The sequence below is a fragment of the Streptomyces fructofermentans genome (assembly GCF_014651055.1).
Classification (GTDB): Bacteria; Actinomycetota; Actinomycetes; order Streptomycetales; family Streptomycetaceae; genus Streptomyces; species Streptomyces fructofermentans.
Map to the genome: position 1 here is coordinate 174344 of NZ_BMWD01000011.1, position 17828 is coordinate 192171.

12 protein-coding genes are annotated in these 17828 nt (G+C 73.1%); 4 read left to right on the forward strand and 8 right to left on the reverse strand.

The window, feature by feature from the left end:
• The first annotated feature begins 149 nt into the window (after positions 1-149).
• Positions 150-1970 carry an FAD-dependent oxidoreductase gene (locus IE265_RS17760; protein WP_190036558.1) on the forward strand — a complete coding sequence of 607 codons (1821 nt, stop codon included), beginning with the start codon at positions 150-152 and terminating at the stop codon, positions 1968-1970.
• Between the two features lie 156 nt (positions 1971-2126).
• Here the strand turns inward: IE265_RS17760 and IE265_RS39315 are convergent, their stop codons facing one another.
• The 4 genes from IE265_RS39315 to IE265_RS17780 all read right to left on the reverse strand — a co-directional run bounded on the left by IE265_RS39315 (position 2127) and on the right by IE265_RS17780 (position 6388).
• On the reverse strand, positions 2127-2939 hold the full coding sequence (locus IE265_RS39315) for a lamin tail domain-containing protein (protein WP_190036559.1): 813 nt from the start codon (positions 2937-2939) through the stop codon (positions 2127-2129).
• A 400-nt stretch (positions 2940-3339) separates the two neighbouring features.
• Positions 3340-4308: an SMP-30/gluconolactonase/LRE family protein gene (locus IE265_RS17770; RefSeq protein WP_190036560.1), complete on the reverse strand. Its 969-nt coding sequence runs from the start codon at positions 4306-4308 to the stop codon at positions 3340-3342.
• A 182-nt stretch (positions 4309-4490) separates the two neighbouring features.
• A complete protein-coding gene (locus tag IE265_RS17775; RefSeq protein WP_190036561.1) occupies positions 4491-5381 on the reverse strand; it encodes a TIGR03943 family putative permease subunit in 891 nt (296 codons plus the stop codon).
• Positions 5378-6388: a permease gene (locus IE265_RS17780; RefSeq protein ID WP_190036562.1), complete on the reverse strand. Its 1011-nt coding sequence runs from the start codon at positions 6386-6388 to the stop codon at positions 5378-5380. Before IE265_RS17780 ends, IE265_RS17775 begins: the two co-directional genes overlap by 4 nt.
• A gap of 371 nt (positions 6389-6759) precedes the next feature.
• Here IE265_RS17780 and IE265_RS17785 point away from each other — a divergent pair, with 371 nt between their 5' ends.
• From IE265_RS17785 to IE265_RS17795, 3 genes are all read left to right on the forward strand, one after another.
• Positions 6760-8958, forward strand: coding sequence for an NAD-binding protein (locus tag IE265_RS17785; RefSeq protein ID WP_190036626.1), 2199 nt, complete (start codon positions 6760-6762; stop codon positions 8956-8958).
• 447 nt (positions 8959-9405) lie between these two features.
• Positions 9406-11277, forward strand: a complete 1872-nt coding sequence (locus IE265_RS17790; RefSeq protein ID WP_190036563.1) for a S9 family peptidase — start codon at positions 9406-9408, stop codon at positions 11275-11277.
• 106 nt (positions 11278-11383) lie between these two features.
• On the forward strand, positions 11384-12310 hold the full coding sequence (locus tag IE265_RS17795; RefSeq protein WP_190036564.1) for an SURF1 family protein: 927 nt from the start codon (positions 11384-11386) through the stop codon (positions 12308-12310).
• A gap of 229 nt (positions 12311-12539) precedes the next feature.
• On the opposite strand, the gene IE265_RS17800 is transcribed toward IE265_RS17795, so the two are convergent.
• From IE265_RS17800 to IE265_RS17815, 4 genes are all read right to left on the reverse strand, one after another.
• Positions 12540-13943, reverse strand: coding sequence for a hypothetical protein (locus IE265_RS17800; protein WP_229916251.1), 1404 nt, complete (start codon positions 13941-13943; stop codon positions 12540-12542).
• On the reverse strand, positions 13940-14641 hold the full coding sequence (locus tag IE265_RS17805; protein ID WP_373302973.1) for a SigE family RNA polymerase sigma factor: 702 nt from the start codon (positions 14639-14641) through the stop codon (positions 13940-13942). Before IE265_RS17805 ends, IE265_RS17800 begins: the two co-directional genes overlap by 4 nt.
• A 357-nt stretch (positions 14642-14998) precedes the next feature.
• Positions 14999-16078, reverse strand: coding sequence for an aspartate-semialdehyde dehydrogenase (locus tag IE265_RS17810; RefSeq protein WP_190036565.1), 1080 nt, complete (start codon positions 16076-16078; stop codon positions 14999-15001).
• Positions 16078-17352, reverse strand: coding sequence for an aspartate kinase (locus IE265_RS17815; protein WP_190036566.1), 1275 nt, complete (start codon positions 17350-17352; stop codon positions 16078-16080). The genes IE265_RS17810 and IE265_RS17815 overlap by 1 nt, the downstream gene beginning before the upstream one ends.
• Between the last annotated feature and the right edge of the window lie 476 nt (positions 17353-17828).

A 17828-nucleotide genomic window follows, 5' to 3' on the forward strand; every position in this document is an offset into this window, starting at 1 on the left:
GGCGGGCACCCCGACACGCGCGAGCCCCACGCGGCGGGCGGGTGAACGTCCGTCGTCCGGGCGCCCAAAGTTCGCGTACCGGGTGGTGGAGGGCGTGGAATGTGCAGGCCATCCCTGGCTCACGACGCAGGAGACGCTGGAGGCAGTCAATGAACCGAATCGAAGCGGCCGGCGAGACCGGTCACCGCACGCCCGTCCTCATCGTCGGCGGCTCGCTGGTGGGCCTGTCCACGTCCCTGTTCCTCGGCCGCCTCGGCGTGCCGCACACACTGGTGGAACGCCACTCGGGGACCTCGATCCATCCGCGCGGGCGCGGTAACAACGTGCGCACGATGGAGCTGTTCCGGGTGGCCGGGATCCACCGTCGCATCGAGGAGGCCGCGTCGGTCCTGGCGGACAACCACGGCATCCTGCAGACGCCGACCCTGGTGGGCGACGCCGGCGAGTGGCTGTTCAAGGAGATCGACCCCGGAGGCGGGCTCGCCCGCTTCAGCCCCGGCGGATGGTGCCTGTGCAGCCAGAACGACCTCGAACCGGTGCTGCTGGAGAGCGCGCGCGCCCTGGGCGGGGATCTGCGGTTCTCCACGGAGATGATGTCGTTCGAGCAGGACCCGGACGGGGTGACCGCGCGGGTCAAGAGCCGGGAGACGGGTGAGCACACCACCATCCGGGCGGACTACCTCGTCGCGGCCGACGGTCCGCGCAGCCCGGTCCGCGAGCACCTCGCCATCGGGCAGAGCGGCCCCGGGGACCTGTTCCACAACGTGAGCATCACCTTCACCTCCCGCGGCCTGGCGGAAGTCGTCGGCGACCGGCGCTTCATCGTCTGCTACCTGACCGACCCGGACGCCGACGGGGCACTGCTGCCGGTCGACAACCGGGAGCACTGGGTGTTCCACGCCCCCTGGCACCCCGAACACGGGGAGACACTGGAGGAGTTCACCGACGAGCGGTGCCGGGACCACATCCGGCGGGCCGTCGGGGTACCGGATCTCGATGTGGAGATCACCGGCAGGGCCGCCTGGCACGCGGCCGAGCGGGTCGCCGAACGGTACGCGCGGGGCAGGGTCTTCCTGGCCGGCGACTCGGCCCACGAGATGTCCCCCACCGGGGCGTTCGGCTCCAACACCGGTATCCAGGACGCGCACAACCTCGCCTGGAAGCTGGCCGCCGTACTGGGCGGCTGGGCGGGCCCCGGCCTGCTGGAGTCCTACGACGCCGAGCGCCGGCCCGTCGCGGAGGCGACCAGTGCCCGCGCGTCGTCGCGCTCCGTCGAGCACAGCCACCCCGGGTACACCCCCTCCCCCGAAGCCGTGGGTGCCGTCGGCCTCGGCGGGCCGGGGCGTCCCGCGGGCGCCGGAGGCCCTGCAGGCGCCGGGGCTCCCGGAAGCACGGGCGGAGCCGGCGGCCCGGGCCGTCCCGGCGGACCCGACGGAGCCGGGCGTCCCGACGGAGCCGGGCGTCCCGGCGGGCCGGGCGGGCCGGGCGGCAGGAAGGGCGGGATCCTCAACGTCGCGCTGGCCTACCGGTATCCGCGCGGCGCGGTCCTGGGCGCCGACCCGGCGGTGCCCGTCGTCCCGGACGGCGTGCGGCTGACGGGCGAGCCCGGGAGCAGGGCACCCCACATGTGGCTGCACCGTGCCGGCACCCGGATCTCCACCCTCGACCTGTACGAGAGGTCCCTGGTGCTGCTCAGCTCCGAGGACGGCGCGGGCGGGTGGCACGCCGCGTCGGCCGGGGTCGCGAGGCGGCTGCTGGTGCCCCTGGACTCCTACCGGATCGGCGGCGGCTCCGGCGCGGACCTCACCCCCGCGGACGACGCGGACTGGGCGGAGGTCCACGGGGTCACCGCGGACGGCGCCGTGCTGGTACGTCCCGACGGGTTCGTCGCCTGGCGGTCCGAGGGGGCGGCCGCCGACCCCGGGGCGGCGCTGCAGGAAGCCCTCACGGCGGTGCTGTCCCGCGACTGAGGCGCGGCGGCCGGCTCTCGCGCCCCGGCGAACGACCTGTGCGGTGTGCCGGCTCCAGGGCCGGCACACCGCACGCGGTTCGGACGGGCCGCCTCTCAACTCGGCCGCGGGACGAAGGGGTTGTCGTGGTGGTGGCGCGGCGGGGCCGCGCTCGGATCAGGGGCGGTTGTTGCGGTCCTGACCGGGACGGTCCTGACCGGGACGGTCGTTGCCGGGACGGTCGTTGCCCGGGCGGTCGTTGCCGGGACGGTCCTGACCCGGGCGGTCGTTGCCCGGGCGGTCGTTGCCCGGGCGGTCCTGACCCGGACGCTGCTGGCCCGGGCGGTCGTGACCGGGACGGTCGTGACCCGGACGGTCGTGACCAGGACGGTCGTGACCAGGACGGTGCTGACCCGGACGGTCGTGACCCGGCCGGTCGTGACCCGGCCGGTCGTGACCGGGGCGGTGCTGACCCGGACGGTCGTGACCCGGACGGTCGTGACCGGGACGGTCGTGGCCCGGGCGGACGTGGCGGTGGCCCCAGGACTCGTTGTCGACGAACCGGCCGCGCCGGTCGGTGAGGGTCGCGGTGTCGGAGTCGTCCCACACGTAGTTGCGGCGGTCCTGGAAGACATCGCGGTGGGTGTCGCGGCCGATCCCGGTGTGCACGCGGACCGAGGAGCGGCCGTCGAGGCTGAAGTGGCGGAAGGTGTAGGTGCGGCCGTCGCGGTCCGACAGCTTCCAGCCGCTCAGGTTCACGTCGTGGCGGCCCCGGTTGGTGATCTGGACCCATTCCCCGTTCAGGGAACGGTTGGAGCGGTCGTCACGCCCCGGGGAGTCGTACTGAACGGCGCTGATGACGACACGCGAGCGGTCCCTGTCACGGCCCGGACCGTCGGGGGCGGCGTTGGCCGGCAGTGCCGCGGAACCGAGGGCGGCACCCGCCGCGAGGACGACGGCGACGGAACGGCGGATGGAACGAGAAGACATGACGTCCCCCTTGTACGGGGCTCTTCGCCTGAACCGGCCCTGACCGGGCAGGCGGTGAGCGGTGCGCGATTCCCGGCTGGTGCCGAGGACCCACAGCTTGGTCAACTCACGAGGCCCATGGAAGATGTCCACTTTGGCGTTACTGTATGCGGATATTTCCGTGACGGACGAGTGCACGCACCATCGACCGGAACCCGCCACCGCCCGCGATTGGCGAGCCGGTACAACCATCCGCCACCCATCGCCCCGGAAGCGGTTTCCCGGCCCCTCACGCACCGCGAACCACACCCCTGCACCCGGGCATCCGGCCGGTAATCGGATGTAACAAGCCAAACGCCTCTCTTCTCGAACATGCGTGAGAAGAGAGACAGAAGGTACGTATCCGGGAGGCGCGGACCGGTCAGATCGGCACCGCGACGCCCGTGAACGTCGTCTCCGGCGTCTGAGGGCTCGTGAAGCGGGCGTTGACCAGGTAGAGGCGGTCGCCGAACCGGGCCGCCGTGGTCGGGACGTCGAACCGGGGGTCCGTGATCGTGCCTGTCAGGGTGGCGGTCGTGGCCCTCGCGTCCAGGCGGAACACGGTGACCAGGTTCAGACGGTTCTGCACCACGTACAGGGTGCGGCCGATGCGGTACAGGCCGTCGCCGTTCACGACGTTCTCCGCGCCGACCAGCGTGATCCTGGTGGTGCGGCCCGTCCTGAGGTCCACGTTGTGAAGTTCGCCCGGGGTGCTCTTGACGACGATCAGGGCGTCGCCGCCCGGCGCGCCCACGATGCCGTTCGCGTTGTTCACGTCGGGGAGCTGCACCCAGTCGCCGGTGAGCGGCAGGGTGCGGATCCCCCCGCCGCGGCCGCGGGGCACCCCGTACAGGGCGGCGGCCCGTGAGTCCGTGAACCAGGCCCGGCCGCCGAGCAGGGTCACGTCGTTGATGAAGTGGCCGGCGGCCGGGCTCAGCCGGTGCGTGGTGACGACCTCACCGGTGCGGGAGTCGTGGACGCGGGCCACCCCGGTGTTCCCGGCGACGTACAGCAGGCCGTCGTCGTCCAGCTTCAGGCCCACGGCCACCAGGCCCGTACCGCCGGGGAAGAGCACCGATCCCCTGCCGGTGCGCAGATCGGTGCGGTACAGGGCGCCGTTGGCACGGGAGCCCATGTAGGCGTACGGCCTCCTGCCGATGGCGATGCCCTCGGGGAGGAAGCCGTCGGGCAGCGGGAACCCGGTCGGCCACGGCGCGGACCGTGCGGCTCCGGCGGTGGCGGCGGACGCCGTGCCGGTGCCGGTCGCCGCCAGGGCGGCGAGGGCGGCGCCGCCGAGGAGCGCGCGCCGGGAGGGCTGGGCGGACGAGGAGCGGGGGTCGGTCCTTCTCATGGTTCCGGGCCTCCGTGCGCGGTCGGGGAGGGATCGGGCGTCCATCCTGGCCCAACTCGCCGCGTACGTAACGCCGTTGCCCGGTATCGACAGAGGATCGACAGCTTGCCCGACCGGACCGCCGGGGCGCCGGGCCGCCGTCAGTCACCGGTCACCGGTCACCGGTCGTCAGCCTTCAGTCGTCAGCCGTTCCAGCTCTCGTCGTACGGGTCGCGCGGCGCCTCGACGGGCCTGGCCTCGGTGACCTCGAAGAACGGGATGACGCCGTTGTTCACCGGGTCCCTCGTCCGCTTGGCGGTGTAGGTTCCGGTGACCTCCAGCCAGGCGTCCGGCTGCAGGACCGGGGGCGTCCGGCCGGTCAGGCCTATCTTCACCGGCTGGGCGTCGGCGGCACAGCAGTTGAGGGCCATGCGGACCAGGTACGGGCTGCCGTCGCGGTCCAGGGCCACGAACCCGGCGATCCTGATCCGGCGCCCGTCGAGGGAGTGGCCCTTGTCGTAGGCGGCGCGGCCCGCGTAGTCGACCAGGCTCAGCCGGACCGGGTCACCGGCGGGCAGCGCGGAGAAGCCCCAAGGCTGTTCCTGCAGAGCCGTGCCGGTCCGCATCGCGCTGTACGAGCCGAGAGCGGGCGGGGCCACCAGGATGAGTGCGAGCAGCGGCAGGACGAGCAGCCAGGCGATACGCGGCTCGTGATGGGCGTGCGCGGAATCGTGCGCGTAATCGTGCACGGAATCATGCGCGCCATCGGTCTCGGAGGAGGCCGCGGGGGCGGTCGCGCGATCGGTCGCGGGAGCGGAATCGGTCGCGGGGGCGGGATCGGCGGCGGGAGCGGAATCGGTCGCGGGAGCGGAATCGGCGGCGGGAGCGGAATCGGCGGCGGGCGTCAGGGAACGCGCGCTCCGCCGCTCGTACCAGACGGTCGCGACCGCCGTGGCGATCAGGACGACACCCGCCGCCAGCAGCAGCGGCCTCAACCCCGCCTTGACGTACCGCAGGTAGAGGTCGGTGAGACCGGCGTGCAGGATCGATCCGCCGGTGAGGAAGAGGACGGCCGCCTGGGCCTGACGGTTCACAGGAGCACCGCCCCGACCAGGACCGACACGAGGACGGCGAGCGCGAACGTGGCGGGGGCGAAGCGTACGGCGAACTCGCGGCCGAACGTGGCGGTCTGCATCGCGAAGAGTTTCAGGTCGATCATCGGGCCGACGACCAGGAACGTGAGTCTGGCCGTGAGCGAGAACTGGGTCAGCGACGCCGCCACGAACGCGTCCGCCTCCGAGCAGATGGAGAGCAGCACGGCGAGGACCGCGAGCGCGAGGACGGCGACGACCGGGTTGTCGGCGGCCATGCCCAGCCAGGCCGCCGGGACCACGGCCTTGAGCGTGGCCGCGGCCATCGCGCCGACGACCAGGAAACCGCCCGCGTGCATCACGTCGTGCCGTACCGACCCCCAGAACGCCGCGCCCCTGCCGAGCCCTTCGGCTCCCGGGCGCGACGGCGGACGCAGCCAGTCGGCGCGGCCCACCCGCTGCCACAGCCAGCCCATCACGCAGGCCACGACCAGGCTCGCCACGAATCGGGCCAGTACCATCCGCGGCTCCCCGGGGAACGCGACGGCGGTGGCGGTCAGCACGATCGGGTTGATCGCCGGCGCCGACAGCAGGAAGGCCAGTGCGGCCGCCGGTGTGACCCCCCGGCGCACCAGCGCCCCCGCAACCGGTACGGACGCGCACTCGCAGCCCGGCAGCACGGCCCCCGCCATGCCGGCGACCGGCACCGCGAGGGCGGGCCTGGCGGGCAGCGCGCGGGCGAAGAACGACGGCGGCACGAACACCGCGATGACCGCCGACAGCAGCACACCCAGGACGAGAAAGGGAAGTGCCTGCACCATGACCGCGACGAACACGGTCATCCAGCTCTGCATGACCGGCTCGGCCAGCACGCGGCGGATCGGGTCCTGCACCACCACCGCGCCGAGGAGCAACAGGGTCAGGACGAGGGGCGAGTTGAAGTGCCAGCCCCGCTGGTCGTCCGGCCCACGGCCTTCGGCCCTGGGAGGAGCGGCGTCGGTCGTGGTCACGGGCGGGTACCTCCGGTGGCTCCGGGCGTTCCGGTGAAGAGGGCGGGAGGGGGCGGGGACGGCAGGAGAAGGGGTGGGGAGGGGCGGGAAGGGCTCAGGTGAGGTGACGTGTGAGGTGACGTGGGGTGGGTGAGATGAAGGGCTGAGAAGAGGGGCTGAGAAGAGGGGCTGAGAAGAGGGACGAGGAACCGCGGGTTTCCTCCCGCCCCCTTCAGTACGCCGGTTCGGGCCCAGCTTCTCACCCGTACCGGCGACGGATCGCGCCGGTCGGTTCGATCGGACCCCGTGCAACCGGTGCCACCCGTGGGGCAGTCTGTGCTGTCGTGGGGAGCCTTCCGAATCAGAGCGGGCCTGACGACCGTGCCGCGCACATGGTGGTGTGCGGGGACGACGCCCTCGCGCACCGCCTGGCGGCCGAACTGCGCGGTGTGTACGGGGAGCGGGTGACGCTGGTCGTGCCGTCCGCCGAGCGCACGGTACGGCCGCCGGTCGTCGGCCGGGCCCGCGCCTCGGCCCTGCTCGACCGTGTGTCGGCGGCGGTGACACGCGCCGCGGGCAACGGCGGGAGCAGCCCCCCTGCCGGCGGCGGCAGCGGTGAGGGCACGGGTGTCAGGACATCCGGCGGCCCCTCCGGACGGGTCACCGCCCCGTCCAACCGGGCGGCGGCGCCGTCGAGTCGTACGTCCGCCGACGAACCCCCCGCCGCACGGGTGCTGGAGGCGGCCGCTCTCACGGAGGCCGTGCTCGCCGAGGCCGGTGTCGAACAGGCCGCCGCTCTGGCGCTCGTCCATGACGACGACGAGACCAACATCCGTGCCGCGCTCATGGCCCGCAGGCTCAACCCCCGCCTCCGGCTGGTCGTCCGGCTCTACAACCGCCGCCTCGGCCAGCACATCGAGGCGCTGCTCGACCAGGCCGCCGCGCTGGCACTGGCGGGCGCCGGGGACTCCGGCGGCCCGCTCGAACCCGGTGTGCTGGACGCCTCCACCACCGTGCTCTCCGACGCGGACACCGCCGCGCCCGCGCTGGCGGCGACCGCCGTCGCCGGGACCAGCAAGGTCGTACAGACCGACGGGCTGATGCTGCGGGCCGTCGAACGGCAGCCGCCGGGTCCCGGAGAGGTCGCCGACCCGGGCCTGTGCACGCTCGCGCTGCTCTCGGCCACCACCAACGACCCCGCGGGCGCGGACGGTTCGGAGAGCAGCGGCGAGAACGGCCCCCGGCTGCTGCCCGACGAGCGATCCGTGGCCGCCGCGACCGGACGCGGCACCGTCGTCCTGGAAGCCGTGTCCTACGCCGGCCCGCCGCTGCCCGCGGGGCGCAGCGTGCTGCCCTTCGGCCGGCTGTTCTCCCGGCGGCTGCGGTGGTCGTTCGCGGGCCTAGTAGCCTGTGTCGTCGCGCTCGCCGTCGCCTCCATGGCGACCACGGGCGCCCACCCGCTGCACGCCACCTACCTCACGCTCCTCGACCTCTTCGCCATCAACGACCCGGCCCTCGACGAACCGCTCGGCCGCCAGATCCTCCAACTCCTCTCGGGTCTCGTCGGGTTGCTGCTGCTCCCCGTACTGCTGGCCGCCGTCCTGGAGGCGCTCGGCACGTTCCGCAGCGGGTCCGCGCTGCGCAGACCGCCCCGGGGTCTGTCCGGCCACGTCGTGCTGCTCGGACTCGGAAAGATCGGCACGCGGGTCCTCGCGCGCCTGCGGGAGCTCCAGATCCCCGTGGTGTGCGTGGAGGCGGACCCCGAGGCGCGGGGACTTGCCCTGGCGCGCCGGCTGCGCGTCCCGGTCGTGCTCGGCGACGTGACCCAGGAAGGCGTCCTGGAAGCCGCCAAGGTGCACCGGGCGCACGCCCTGCTCGCCCTCACCAGCGCGGACACCACCAATCTCGAAGCGGCCCTGTACGCCAGGTCGGTGCGGCCCGACCTGCGTGTCGTCCTGCGGCTGTACGACGACGACTTCGCCACAGCCGTCTACCGCACCCTGCGTGCCACCCACCCGCAGGCGCTGACCCGCAGCCGCAGCGTCTCCCATCTCGCGGCCCCCGCCTTCGCCGGAGCGATGATGGGCCGCCAGATCCTGGGCGCGATCCCGGTCGAACGCCGGGTACTGCTCTTCGCGGCCCTGGACGTGGCCGGACACCCGCACCTGGAGGGCCGCACGGTCGCCGAGGCGTTCCGAGCCGGGTCCTGGCGGGTCCTGGCACTGGACACCGCGGCTCCGGAGGTGCGGCGCCGCGGCCGCCCCGCACCCGACCCTTCGACCGCGCCGGTTCCGGGAGGCACGCCGGGGACGCCCCCGGGTCCGGGCCCGGGCGCGGGGCCCGACGGTGCGGTGGGCACGCCGGGCCGGGCGGTGGGGCCGGGTCCCGCTGGGGTCCCGCAGGGCCGTCCCGCGGGACCGGACCGCGGAGCGCCGGGCCCCGACCGTGCGTCGGGCCTGGTCTGGGACCTGCCGCCCACCTACGTCCTCGGCGCGGAGGACCGGGTGGTGATCGCCGCCACCCGGCGCGGGCTCGCGGAACTGCTGGGGCGGCACACCCGGGACCACGCGGAACCCCGCCCGGGCGGGTAGCGGCCGCCCCGACCGGGCGGCCGGCGGCCCGACCGGTCGGCCCCGGGTGGTCAGCCGCGGGCCGCCGACTGTCCCCGTGCCGAGGGAGGTTCGTACGGCTCGGGCCGGCACTCCCGGTCGACCCGCACACGTCTCTCCCGGACCCGCACACGCTTCTCCCGCTCCCGCGTCCGGGACGGGACAACGCCCTCGGCGCCGGGTTCGGCAACGGGCCCCACGAAGGGTTCGGCGCGGGACTGCCGGTCCCGGGCCCCGGACGGGACCCGGCGGCGCTCCACCGTCAGATGCGGATCGGTCGACGAGTTCATGCCCCGATCGTGCACCCGGCCACTGACAATCCGCTCTGACCTGCAACGACGCATATTTCGGCGCTTCGGGCCCGGCGAGTTTTCCACAGGCTGGGGCCCCCGTCGGCGGATCGTCCGCGGATGCGGGCAGTATGGGGCCATGACTGAGAGCAACGGGGCCATCCCGCAGGAGGGGACCACGCCTGGTGGCGGGTCCGGCACGGACGACACGACCATGCCGGGCTGGGAGAAGCGCTTCCGGGCGCCGCGGGTGTCCCTGCCCGACTGGGCCGAGGACGCACCGCACCGATCGCTGTTCGTGTCGAACGCGACGGGGACGTACGAGTTGTACGCCTGGGACCGCGAGACGGGCCACCAGCGGCAGGTCACGGACCGGCCCAACGGGACCACGGACGGCGTGGTGTCGCCCGACGGGGCCTGGATCTGGTGGTTCGACGACAAGGACGGCGACGAGTTCGGGATCTGGCGGCGCCAGCCGTTCGCCGGGGCCGGGAGAGCCACCGCGGCTCCGGACGAGCCGGCGGCCCCGGGGCTCGACGCCTCCTATCCCGCGGGCCTCGCGCTCGGCAGGGACGGGCGCACCGCGATCGTCGGCCGGTCGACCGACGAGGACGGCTCGACGATCCACGTCAGCCGGACCGGCGAGGACCCTGTGGAGATCTACCGCCACCGCGAGTCGGCCGGCGTCGGCGACCTCTCGCACGACGGCTCGCTCATCGCCATCGAGCACACCGAGCACGGCGACGCGATGCACTCCGCGGTGCGGGTGCTGCGGATCGACGGCTCGAAGGTCGCGGAGCTGGACGACACCGAGGGCGGCACTGCCGAACTGGGCCTGGAGGTGCTCGGCTTCGCCCCGGTCGACGGTGACACCCGGCTGCTCGTCGGGCACCAGCGTCGCGGCCACTGGGAGCCGATGGTGTGGGACGTGGCCTCCGGCGAGGAGACGGACCTCGCCCTCGCCGGGCAGTTGGAGGGGGACCTCAGCGCCGAGTGGTACCCGGACGGTTCCGCGCTCCTCGTGGTGAACAGCTACGAGGCCCGCAGCGAGCTGTGGCGGTTCGACCTGTCCACCCGCCGCCTGGAGCGCGTGGACACCCCGAAGGGCACGGTGTCGGGGGCGACCGCCCGCCCGGACGGCAGCGTGGAGTACCTCTGGTCGTCGGCGGCCGAGCCGCCGGTGGTCCGCTCCACCTCCGGCGGAATCGTCCTCGACCCGCCGGGCATGCGGGCACCGGAGTCGGTTCCCGTCGAGGACGTGTGGGTGACCGGCCCGGGCGGCCGCATCCACGCGCTGGTGCAGCGGCCGGCGGGGGCGGACGGCCCGCTCCCCACGGTGTTCGACATCCACGGCGGCCCGACCTGGCACGACAGCGACTCGTTCGCGGCGGGCCCGGCCGCCTGGGTGGACCACGGGTACGCGGTGGTCAGGGTGAACTACCGCGGCTCCACCGGGTACGGGCGCGAGTGGACGGACGCGCTCAAGCACCGGGTCGGCCTGATCGAGCTGGAGGACATCGCGGCGGTGCGGGAGTGGGCGGTCTCCTCGGGTCTCGCCGACCCGGACCGGCTGATCCTCACCGGCGGCTCCTGGGGCGGCTACCTCACGCTTCTCGGCCTCGGCATGCAGCCCGAGGCGTGGGCGCTCGGCATCGCTGCGGTCCCGGTCGCGGACTACGTCACGGCGTACCACGACGAGATGGAGGCCCTCAAGGCGATGGACCGCACGCTGCTGGGCGGCACACCGGAGGAGGTGCCCGAGCGCTTCGAGGCGTCGTCCCCGCTGACGTACGTCGACGCCGTGAAGGCCCCGGTCTACATCTCCGCCGGGGTCAACGACCCGCGCTGCCCGATCCAGCAGGTCGAGAACTACGTGACCAGGCTCGCCGGGCGGGACGCCGTCCACGAGGTGTACCGCTACGACGCGGGGCACGGTTCCCTCGTCGTGGACGAGCGGATCAAGCAGGTCCGGCTGGAGCTGGAGTTCGCGGAGCGGCACCTGGGCCGGTAGCGGGCGGAGAGGGAAGCAGGTCCGGGCGGAGGGCGGGCCGGGGCCGGGGCGGGGACAGGCACCCCCCTCGGCCCGGCCCCCGCGAGGGACCCGTACCTTTGACGTTGTGTACCGGTTCCTGCTGACGCCCCGCTGGTGGGGGATCAACGTCTTCATGCTGTTGGCCATCCCCTTCTGCGTCTTCATGGGGTCGTGGCAGTTGAGCCGGTTCGAGGACCGGGTCCAGGAGCACCAGGAGGCGGGCGAGCAGGCCACGGCGGCGGAGACCGCGCCAGCCCGGCCGCTGGCGGAGCTGCTGCCGGTGGACAAGAAGACGTCGGGGAACCAGGCCACGGCGACGGGCCGGTACGGGACGCAGTTGCTCGTGCCGGACCGGGAGCTGGGCGACGACACCGGGTTCTACGTCCTGACGATGCTGCGGACCGACGACGGCAGGGCCCTGCCCGTGGTGCGCGGCTGGCTCCCGGGCGAGGCGGACGCCGCGAAGGCGCCGGCCGCTCCGACCGGCGAGGTCACCGTGACCGGCGCTCTCCAGGCCTCGGAGACACCCGGCTCGAACGGGGTACGGGCGCAGGGCGGACTCCCCTCGGGCCAGACGGGGGCGATCAGCGCGGCGTCGCTGGTGAACCTGGTGCCGTACGACGTGTACGACGCCTGGATCACGCTCGACAGGGCCGACACGGGGATGACGGCGGTACCCGCGAAGGCCCCGTCGGGCACGGGCCTGGACCTGAAGGCCTTCCAGAACCTCGGGTACACCGGCGAGTGGTTCGTCTTCGCGGGCTTCGTGCTCTTCATGTGGTTCCGGCTGGTGCGGCGCGAGGTGGAGTTCGCACGGGACGCGGAACTGGGGCTGACCGAGGCCCCGTCGACCGGCCCCGCCGAGAACGGCACCGCGGCAACCACCGCCACCGCCACCCCGGACGACAAGGCCGGCAACACCGGCACCTCAAGCGACACCGGCACCGCGAGCTACGCCGACGCCGATGCCGATGCCGACGGTACGAAGGTGTCGCCCTCCCCCACCGCCTGAGGCGGCCGGACCTCCGGCCCGAGCAGGGACCCGGACCCGCGGCCCGAGCAGGGACCCGGCACCCCGGCCCGAGCAGGGACCCGGCACCCCGGCCCGAGCAGGAGCCCGGACCCCCGCCCGAGGTCGATCGACTCAGCTCAGGACCCGGAGCCCCGAGCCGATGTCGACGGCTCAGGACCCGGACCCGCGGTCAGAACCCGAGGTCAGGAGCCGAGGTCAGGAGCCGAGGTCAGGAGCCGACCAGGACCCCGGTCTGGTAGACCGTCCCGGCGCACGCGTCGGGCACGGTGACCGACGCGTTGGCGGCGCCGCCCTCGGCCGTGTAGGACACCACGACCTTGCCGTCGGCCACGCCTTCGGTGCGCATCATCTGCGTACTCACGCCGTTGGTGCCCTCGGAGGACGTTCCGCTGCCGCCGTTGGTGGTGTCCGACGGAGTGGGGTCGGGTGTCGGGTCGCCGCCGCCACCGGTGGTCGGGCAGGAGTCCGACGGCACCCAGGCGAACCTCACCGTGTACGCGATGCCCGGCTGGAGCACCGGCGAGGTGGCGTAGGTCGACGGGTCGGGCAGTCCGGCGGCCGGGTCGCCCGCGGCGTGCAGGACCGTACCGAGCCTGGCCTGGTCCGCGGCGCCCTGGGCGATCGTGGACACCGAGCCCGCGCCGGCGACCGTGCAGGCGGCCGTGGACACGTTGGTGATCGTGAACGAGCCGTACACCGCTCCGGCCGCGTCGGGCGTGCCGACCGCTCCCGCTCCCCCGAGCTGGGCCGAGGTGCAGGCGGCCGCGCCCGCGGCGGAGGCCGAGGGCTGCGCGCCGGTCGTTCCGTCGGTGTCCCCGCCCGTGCCGGGCCGGGTCTTGCCGTCGCCCTTGCCCGTGCCCTTGGACGCACCGGACGAGTCGCCGGAGCCGCCCTGGGTGTCGGAGTGCTTGCCCTCGCTGGAACTGCCCTGCGTGTTGCGGCCGTTGGCCACGATCGACGGATCGGCGTCGGAGCCGGTGGCGTTCGAGACGTGGATGAGGGCCGGGACCGCCGTGCCGACGAAGAGCGCTGCCGCCGCCATGCCGACCACGGCCTGGCGCTTGCGGGCGCGTCGGGCCGGGACCGCGCGGCGCAGGTGCTCCAGCGTGCCGTCGGTCGGCTCGATCTCGTCGACGACGCGGTGCATCAGGCTCCGCAGCGCCTGCTCCTCGGCCCGGGCCGGTTCGGAGGCGGCCGTCTGCGCGCGGAGGGCGCCGACGGCGAAGCCGCCGGTGCCGAACACGTCGCTGTCGCCACCGGTGCCGCGCTCACCCGGGCCCGCGGCCTTCGCCTTCGAGAACCGGTCCGAGCCGTGCGGGTCGTCAGAGCCGTGCGGGTCGTCAGAGCCGTGCGGGTCGTCAGAGCCGTGCGAGCCGGCTCCGTCGGTCCCGTCCGCGCCGCCGGCCGTGTCTGCCGTGTCGGCCGAGGAGGCGACCGGCGGGAACGCCGCCAGGAAGCCGTCCAGATCCGAGAAACCCGACTCTTCCGGGCCCGAGTTGTCCGAGGGGCCGTGATTCACAGTTCCGTTCCCAGCGTGCTGGTCGTGCTCGTTGTCGTCGCTGTCACCGCGACCGTACTCGTCGTGGCGGGGGTGTTCGCCGAACTCGCTCATGCCGGCGCTCCCATGGCGACCCGCAGGGCCGCTATCCCGCGCGAGCCGTAGGCCTTCACCGAGCCGAGCGATATGCCCAGCGTCTCGGCGACCTGCGCCTCGGTCATGTCCGCGAAGTACCGCAGGACCAGGACCTCGCGCTGACGCCGCTGGAGCCCCTTCATCGCCCGGATCAGGGCGTCGCGCTCCAGTTGGTCGTACGCGCCCTCCTCCGCGCTCGCCATGTCGGGCATCGGCTTGGAGAGGAGCTTCAGGCCGAGGATGCGCCGACGCAGCGCCGAACGGGAGAGGTTCACGACGGTCTGCCGCAGATAGGCGAGCGTCTTCTCGGGGTCGCGCACGCGCTTGCGCGCCGAGTGCACCCGGATGAAGGCCTCCTGGACGACGTCCTCGCAGGAGGCGGTGTCGTCGAGGAGGAGCGCCGCGAGGCCCAGGAGCGACCTGTAGTGGGCGCGGTAGGTCTCGGTGAGATGGTCGACGGTCGTGCCGGCCGCCAGTACCTCGTCGGCGCCCTCGCGCTGATTCGGTACGCGGGCCGGCCGGGCCGCGGGCATGGGGGCGATCACCGGCATGCCACCGGACGCACCGGACCCGCGGGGTCGGCGGGGCGGACGCAGGCCGGTGCCGCGCGTCGCCGCTGGGGCTCCGCCCGCACGAGCGGCGCCGAACGCCGGAGAGAATTCGAGTACCTCTGCCACGCCAGTTGGACACGCGTCCCCCCGTGGGGGTTGTACGCGACAGGCATCACTTTTGCGTCAGACTGCACGCCTGGCGGTGCGCTATATGCCCTCATACGTAAAAGCTCTTCCCCTATGCCCCATATGAACGTGGCGTCCGGACGCCCCTGAAGGGCGACCGCAAAGACGCTCCCCGCCCTCCGCGCGGTTGCGGAGGACGGGGAGAAAAATCTTCGAACGCCAGAGGCTTCGATTCAAGTGGTCCGGACCATCGATCCGATCACTGAAGTCACACAGATCCTACAAAGGATCCCCGCGGGGGCCAGAAAATTTCCGGCCCGGGCACCGGGGAGCACCCGCGAACCCTTCCGGGACCGCTCACGCCCCCCGCAGCTCCGCGGCCACCAGCTCCGCGATCTGCGCCGTGTTCAGCGCGGCGCCCTTGCGCAGGTTGTCGCCGCACACGAACAGCTCCAGCGCCGTCGGGTCGTCGAGCGCGCGCCGCACCCGTCCGACCCACGTCGGGTCCGTGCCCACCACGTCGGCCGGCGTCGGGAACTCGCCCGCCGCCGGATTGTCGAAGAGCACCACACCGGGTGCGGTGGCCAGGATCTCGCGCGCCCTGTCCACGGTCACCTCGGCCTGGAAGCGCGCGTGGACGGTCAGGGAGTGCGTGGTGACGACGGGTACCCGGACACAGGTGACGGCGACGGGCAGCCGGGGCAGACCGAGGATCTTGCGGGACTCGTCCCGCACCTTCATCTCCTCGGACGACCAGCCGTCCTCGCGCAGACTCCCGGCCCACGGCACCACGTTGAGCGCCACCGGCTCCGGGAACGGCCCGGTGTTGTCCCCCACCGCCCGCCGTACGTCACCCGGGGTCGTCCCCAGGTCCGTACCCGCGACGAGCGACAGCTGCTGGCGCAGGGTCTCGACCCCGCGGCGCCCCGCCCCGCTCACCGCCTGGTACGAGGAGACCACCAGCTCGCGCAGCCCGAACTCGGCGTTCAGCGCGCCGAGGGCCACGATCATCGACAGGGTCGTGCAGTTGGGGTTGGCGATGATGCCGCGCGGCCGGACACGGGCGGCGTGCGGATTGACCTCGGGCACCACGAGCGGCACCTCGGGGTCCATCCGGAACGCGCCGGAGTTGTCCACCACGACGGCACCCTTGGAGGCCGCCAGCGGCGCCCACCGCTCGGACACCTCGTCGGGTACGTCGAACATGGCGACGTCGACCCCGTCGAAGGCCTCCTCCGTCAGGGCCACCACCTCGACCTCCTCGCCGCGCACGGCCAGCTTGCGGCCGGCCGAGCGCGGGGAGGCGATGAGACGGATCTCGCCCCAGATGTCGGCGTGCTGCGACAGGATCTGGAGCATGACCGTGCCGACGGCACCGGTCGCTCCCACGACCGCGAGGGTAGGCCTCGCGGTCCCGGGTCCCACGGTGCCGGTCATCAGCGCCCGGTGCCCCCGTAGACGACGGCCTCGTCGCTGTCGGAGTCGAGCCCGAAGGCGGTGTGCACGGCGCGCACGGCCTCGTTGACGTCGTCCTGACGGGTCACGACGGAGATGCGGATCTCGGAGGTCGAGATCAGCTCGATGTTGACGCCCGCGTCGGACAGCGCCTGGAAGAAGGAGGCGGTGACTCCGGGGTTGGTCTTCATCCCGGCGCCGACCAGGGAGATCTTGCCGATCTGGTCGTCGTAGCGCAGCGAGTCGAAGCCGATCGCGCCCTTCGTCTTCTCCAGCGCGTCGATGGCCTTGTGGCCCTCGGCCTTGGGGAGGGTGAAGGAGATGTCCGTGAGGCCGGTGGAGGCCGCGGACACGTTCTGCACGATCATGTCGATGTTGATCTCCGCGTCCGCGATGGCGCGGAAGATCACCGCGGCCTCGCCCGGCTTGTCCGGGACGCCGACGACCGTGATCTTCGCTTCGGAGACGTCATGGGCGACTCCGGAGATGATGGCGTGCTCCACGTGCTCGTCCCCTCGCGGATTTACGTTGCTGACCCAGGTGCCCGGCAGTCCGGAGAAGGACGAACGGACGTGGATCGGGATGTCGTAGCGGCGTGCGTACTCGACGCAGCGGTGCAGCAGCACCTTGGAGCCGGAGGCGGCCAGCTCCAGCATGTCCTCGGACGAGATCCACTCGATCTTCCGGGCCTTCTTCACCACACGCGGGTCGGCGGTGAACACACCGTCGACGTCCGTGTAGATCTCGCAGACCTCGGCGTCGAGTGCGGCGGCCAGCGCCACGGCCGTGGTGTCGGACCCGCCGCGCCCCAGCGTGGTGATGTCCTTCTTGTCCTGGCTGACGCCCTGGAACCCGGCGACGATCGCGATGTTGCCCTCGTCGAGCGCGGTCCTGATGCGGCCGGGCGTGACATCGATGATCCGCGCTTTGTTGTGGACCGAGTCGGTGATCACGCCTGCCTGGCTGCCGGTGAAGCTCTGGGCCTCGTGGCCCAGGTTTTTGATCGCCATCGCCAGCAGGGCCATGGAGATCCGCTCTCCGGCGGTCAGCAGCATGTCGAACTCACGCCCGGCAGGGATCGGGGATACCTGCTCGGCGAGATCGATCAGCTCATCCGTCGTGTCACCCATCGCCGACACCACGACAACGACCTGATGGCCGTTCTTCTTGGCGTCGACGATTCGCTTGGCGACACGCTTGATGCCCTCGGCATCGGCTACGGAGGAGCCTCCGTACTTCTGCACGACAAGGCCCACGTGCGCTCCTCGCTCAGTCCGTCTCGTACCGCACGACTGCGGTCGGCTCAGTCTATCGAGCGGCCGAATTCCACCCGGGTGGTATCGCATCGTGAGATGTCCCGCCCACTTGTCGATCACCGGGTGGTCCGGGTTCCGGTTGGTCCGGTACTTCGGCCGCTCCAGCACGGCACCTGCCCGCCCGGCTCCCCCCTCACTCGGAAAGTGCGCCTAGTCACACGGGTCCCGAGCGTCGGCGGCCCCACGGTCCCGGGTTCCGCTTGCGCCGCGCCCGCACCCCGCCCACGACCGGACCGGACCGAACCGAACCGCCGGATCGCACCCCACTCCCGACCGGACCGCCGGATCACCCCGCTCCCGACCGGACCGCCGCGTGCGCGCCGCGCGCCGGCCGGACCGCGCCCCCGCCGCACCGGACGGTCCGCCGACCCGCGCCACGCATGCGTGTGGGGCGCGGCGTGACCGCCGCGCCCCAC

Bases quoted from the DNA above. Each gene is read 5' to 3' on its own strand.
- IE265_RS17760 (WP_190036558.1), top strand. From the start codon at position 150: ATGAACCGAATCGAAGCGGCCGGCGAGACCGGTCACCGCACGCCCGTC.
- IE265_RS39315 (WP_190036559.1), bottom strand. From the start codon at position 2,939: ATGTCTTCTCGTTCCATCCGCCGTTCCGTCGCCGTCGTCCTCGCGGCG.
- IE265_RS17770 (WP_190036560.1), bottom strand. From the start codon at position 4,308: ATGAGAAGGACCGACCCCCGCTCCTCGTCCGCCCAGCCCTCCCGGCGC.
- IE265_RS17785 (WP_190036626.1), top strand. From the start codon at position 6,760: ATGGTGGTGTGCGGGGACGACGCCCTCGCGCACCGCCTGGCGGCCGAA.
- IE265_RS17790 (WP_190036563.1), top strand. From the start codon at position 9,406: ATGACTGAGAGCAACGGGGCCATCCCGCAGGAGGGGACCACGCCTGGT.
- IE265_RS17800 (WP_229916251.1), bottom strand. From the start codon at position 13,943: ATGAGCGAGTTCGGCGAACACCCCCGCCACGACGAGTACGGTCGCGGT.
- IE265_RS17810 (WP_190036565.1), bottom strand. From the start codon at position 16,078: ATGACCGGCACCGTGGGACCCGGGACCGCGAGGCCTACCCTCGCGGTC.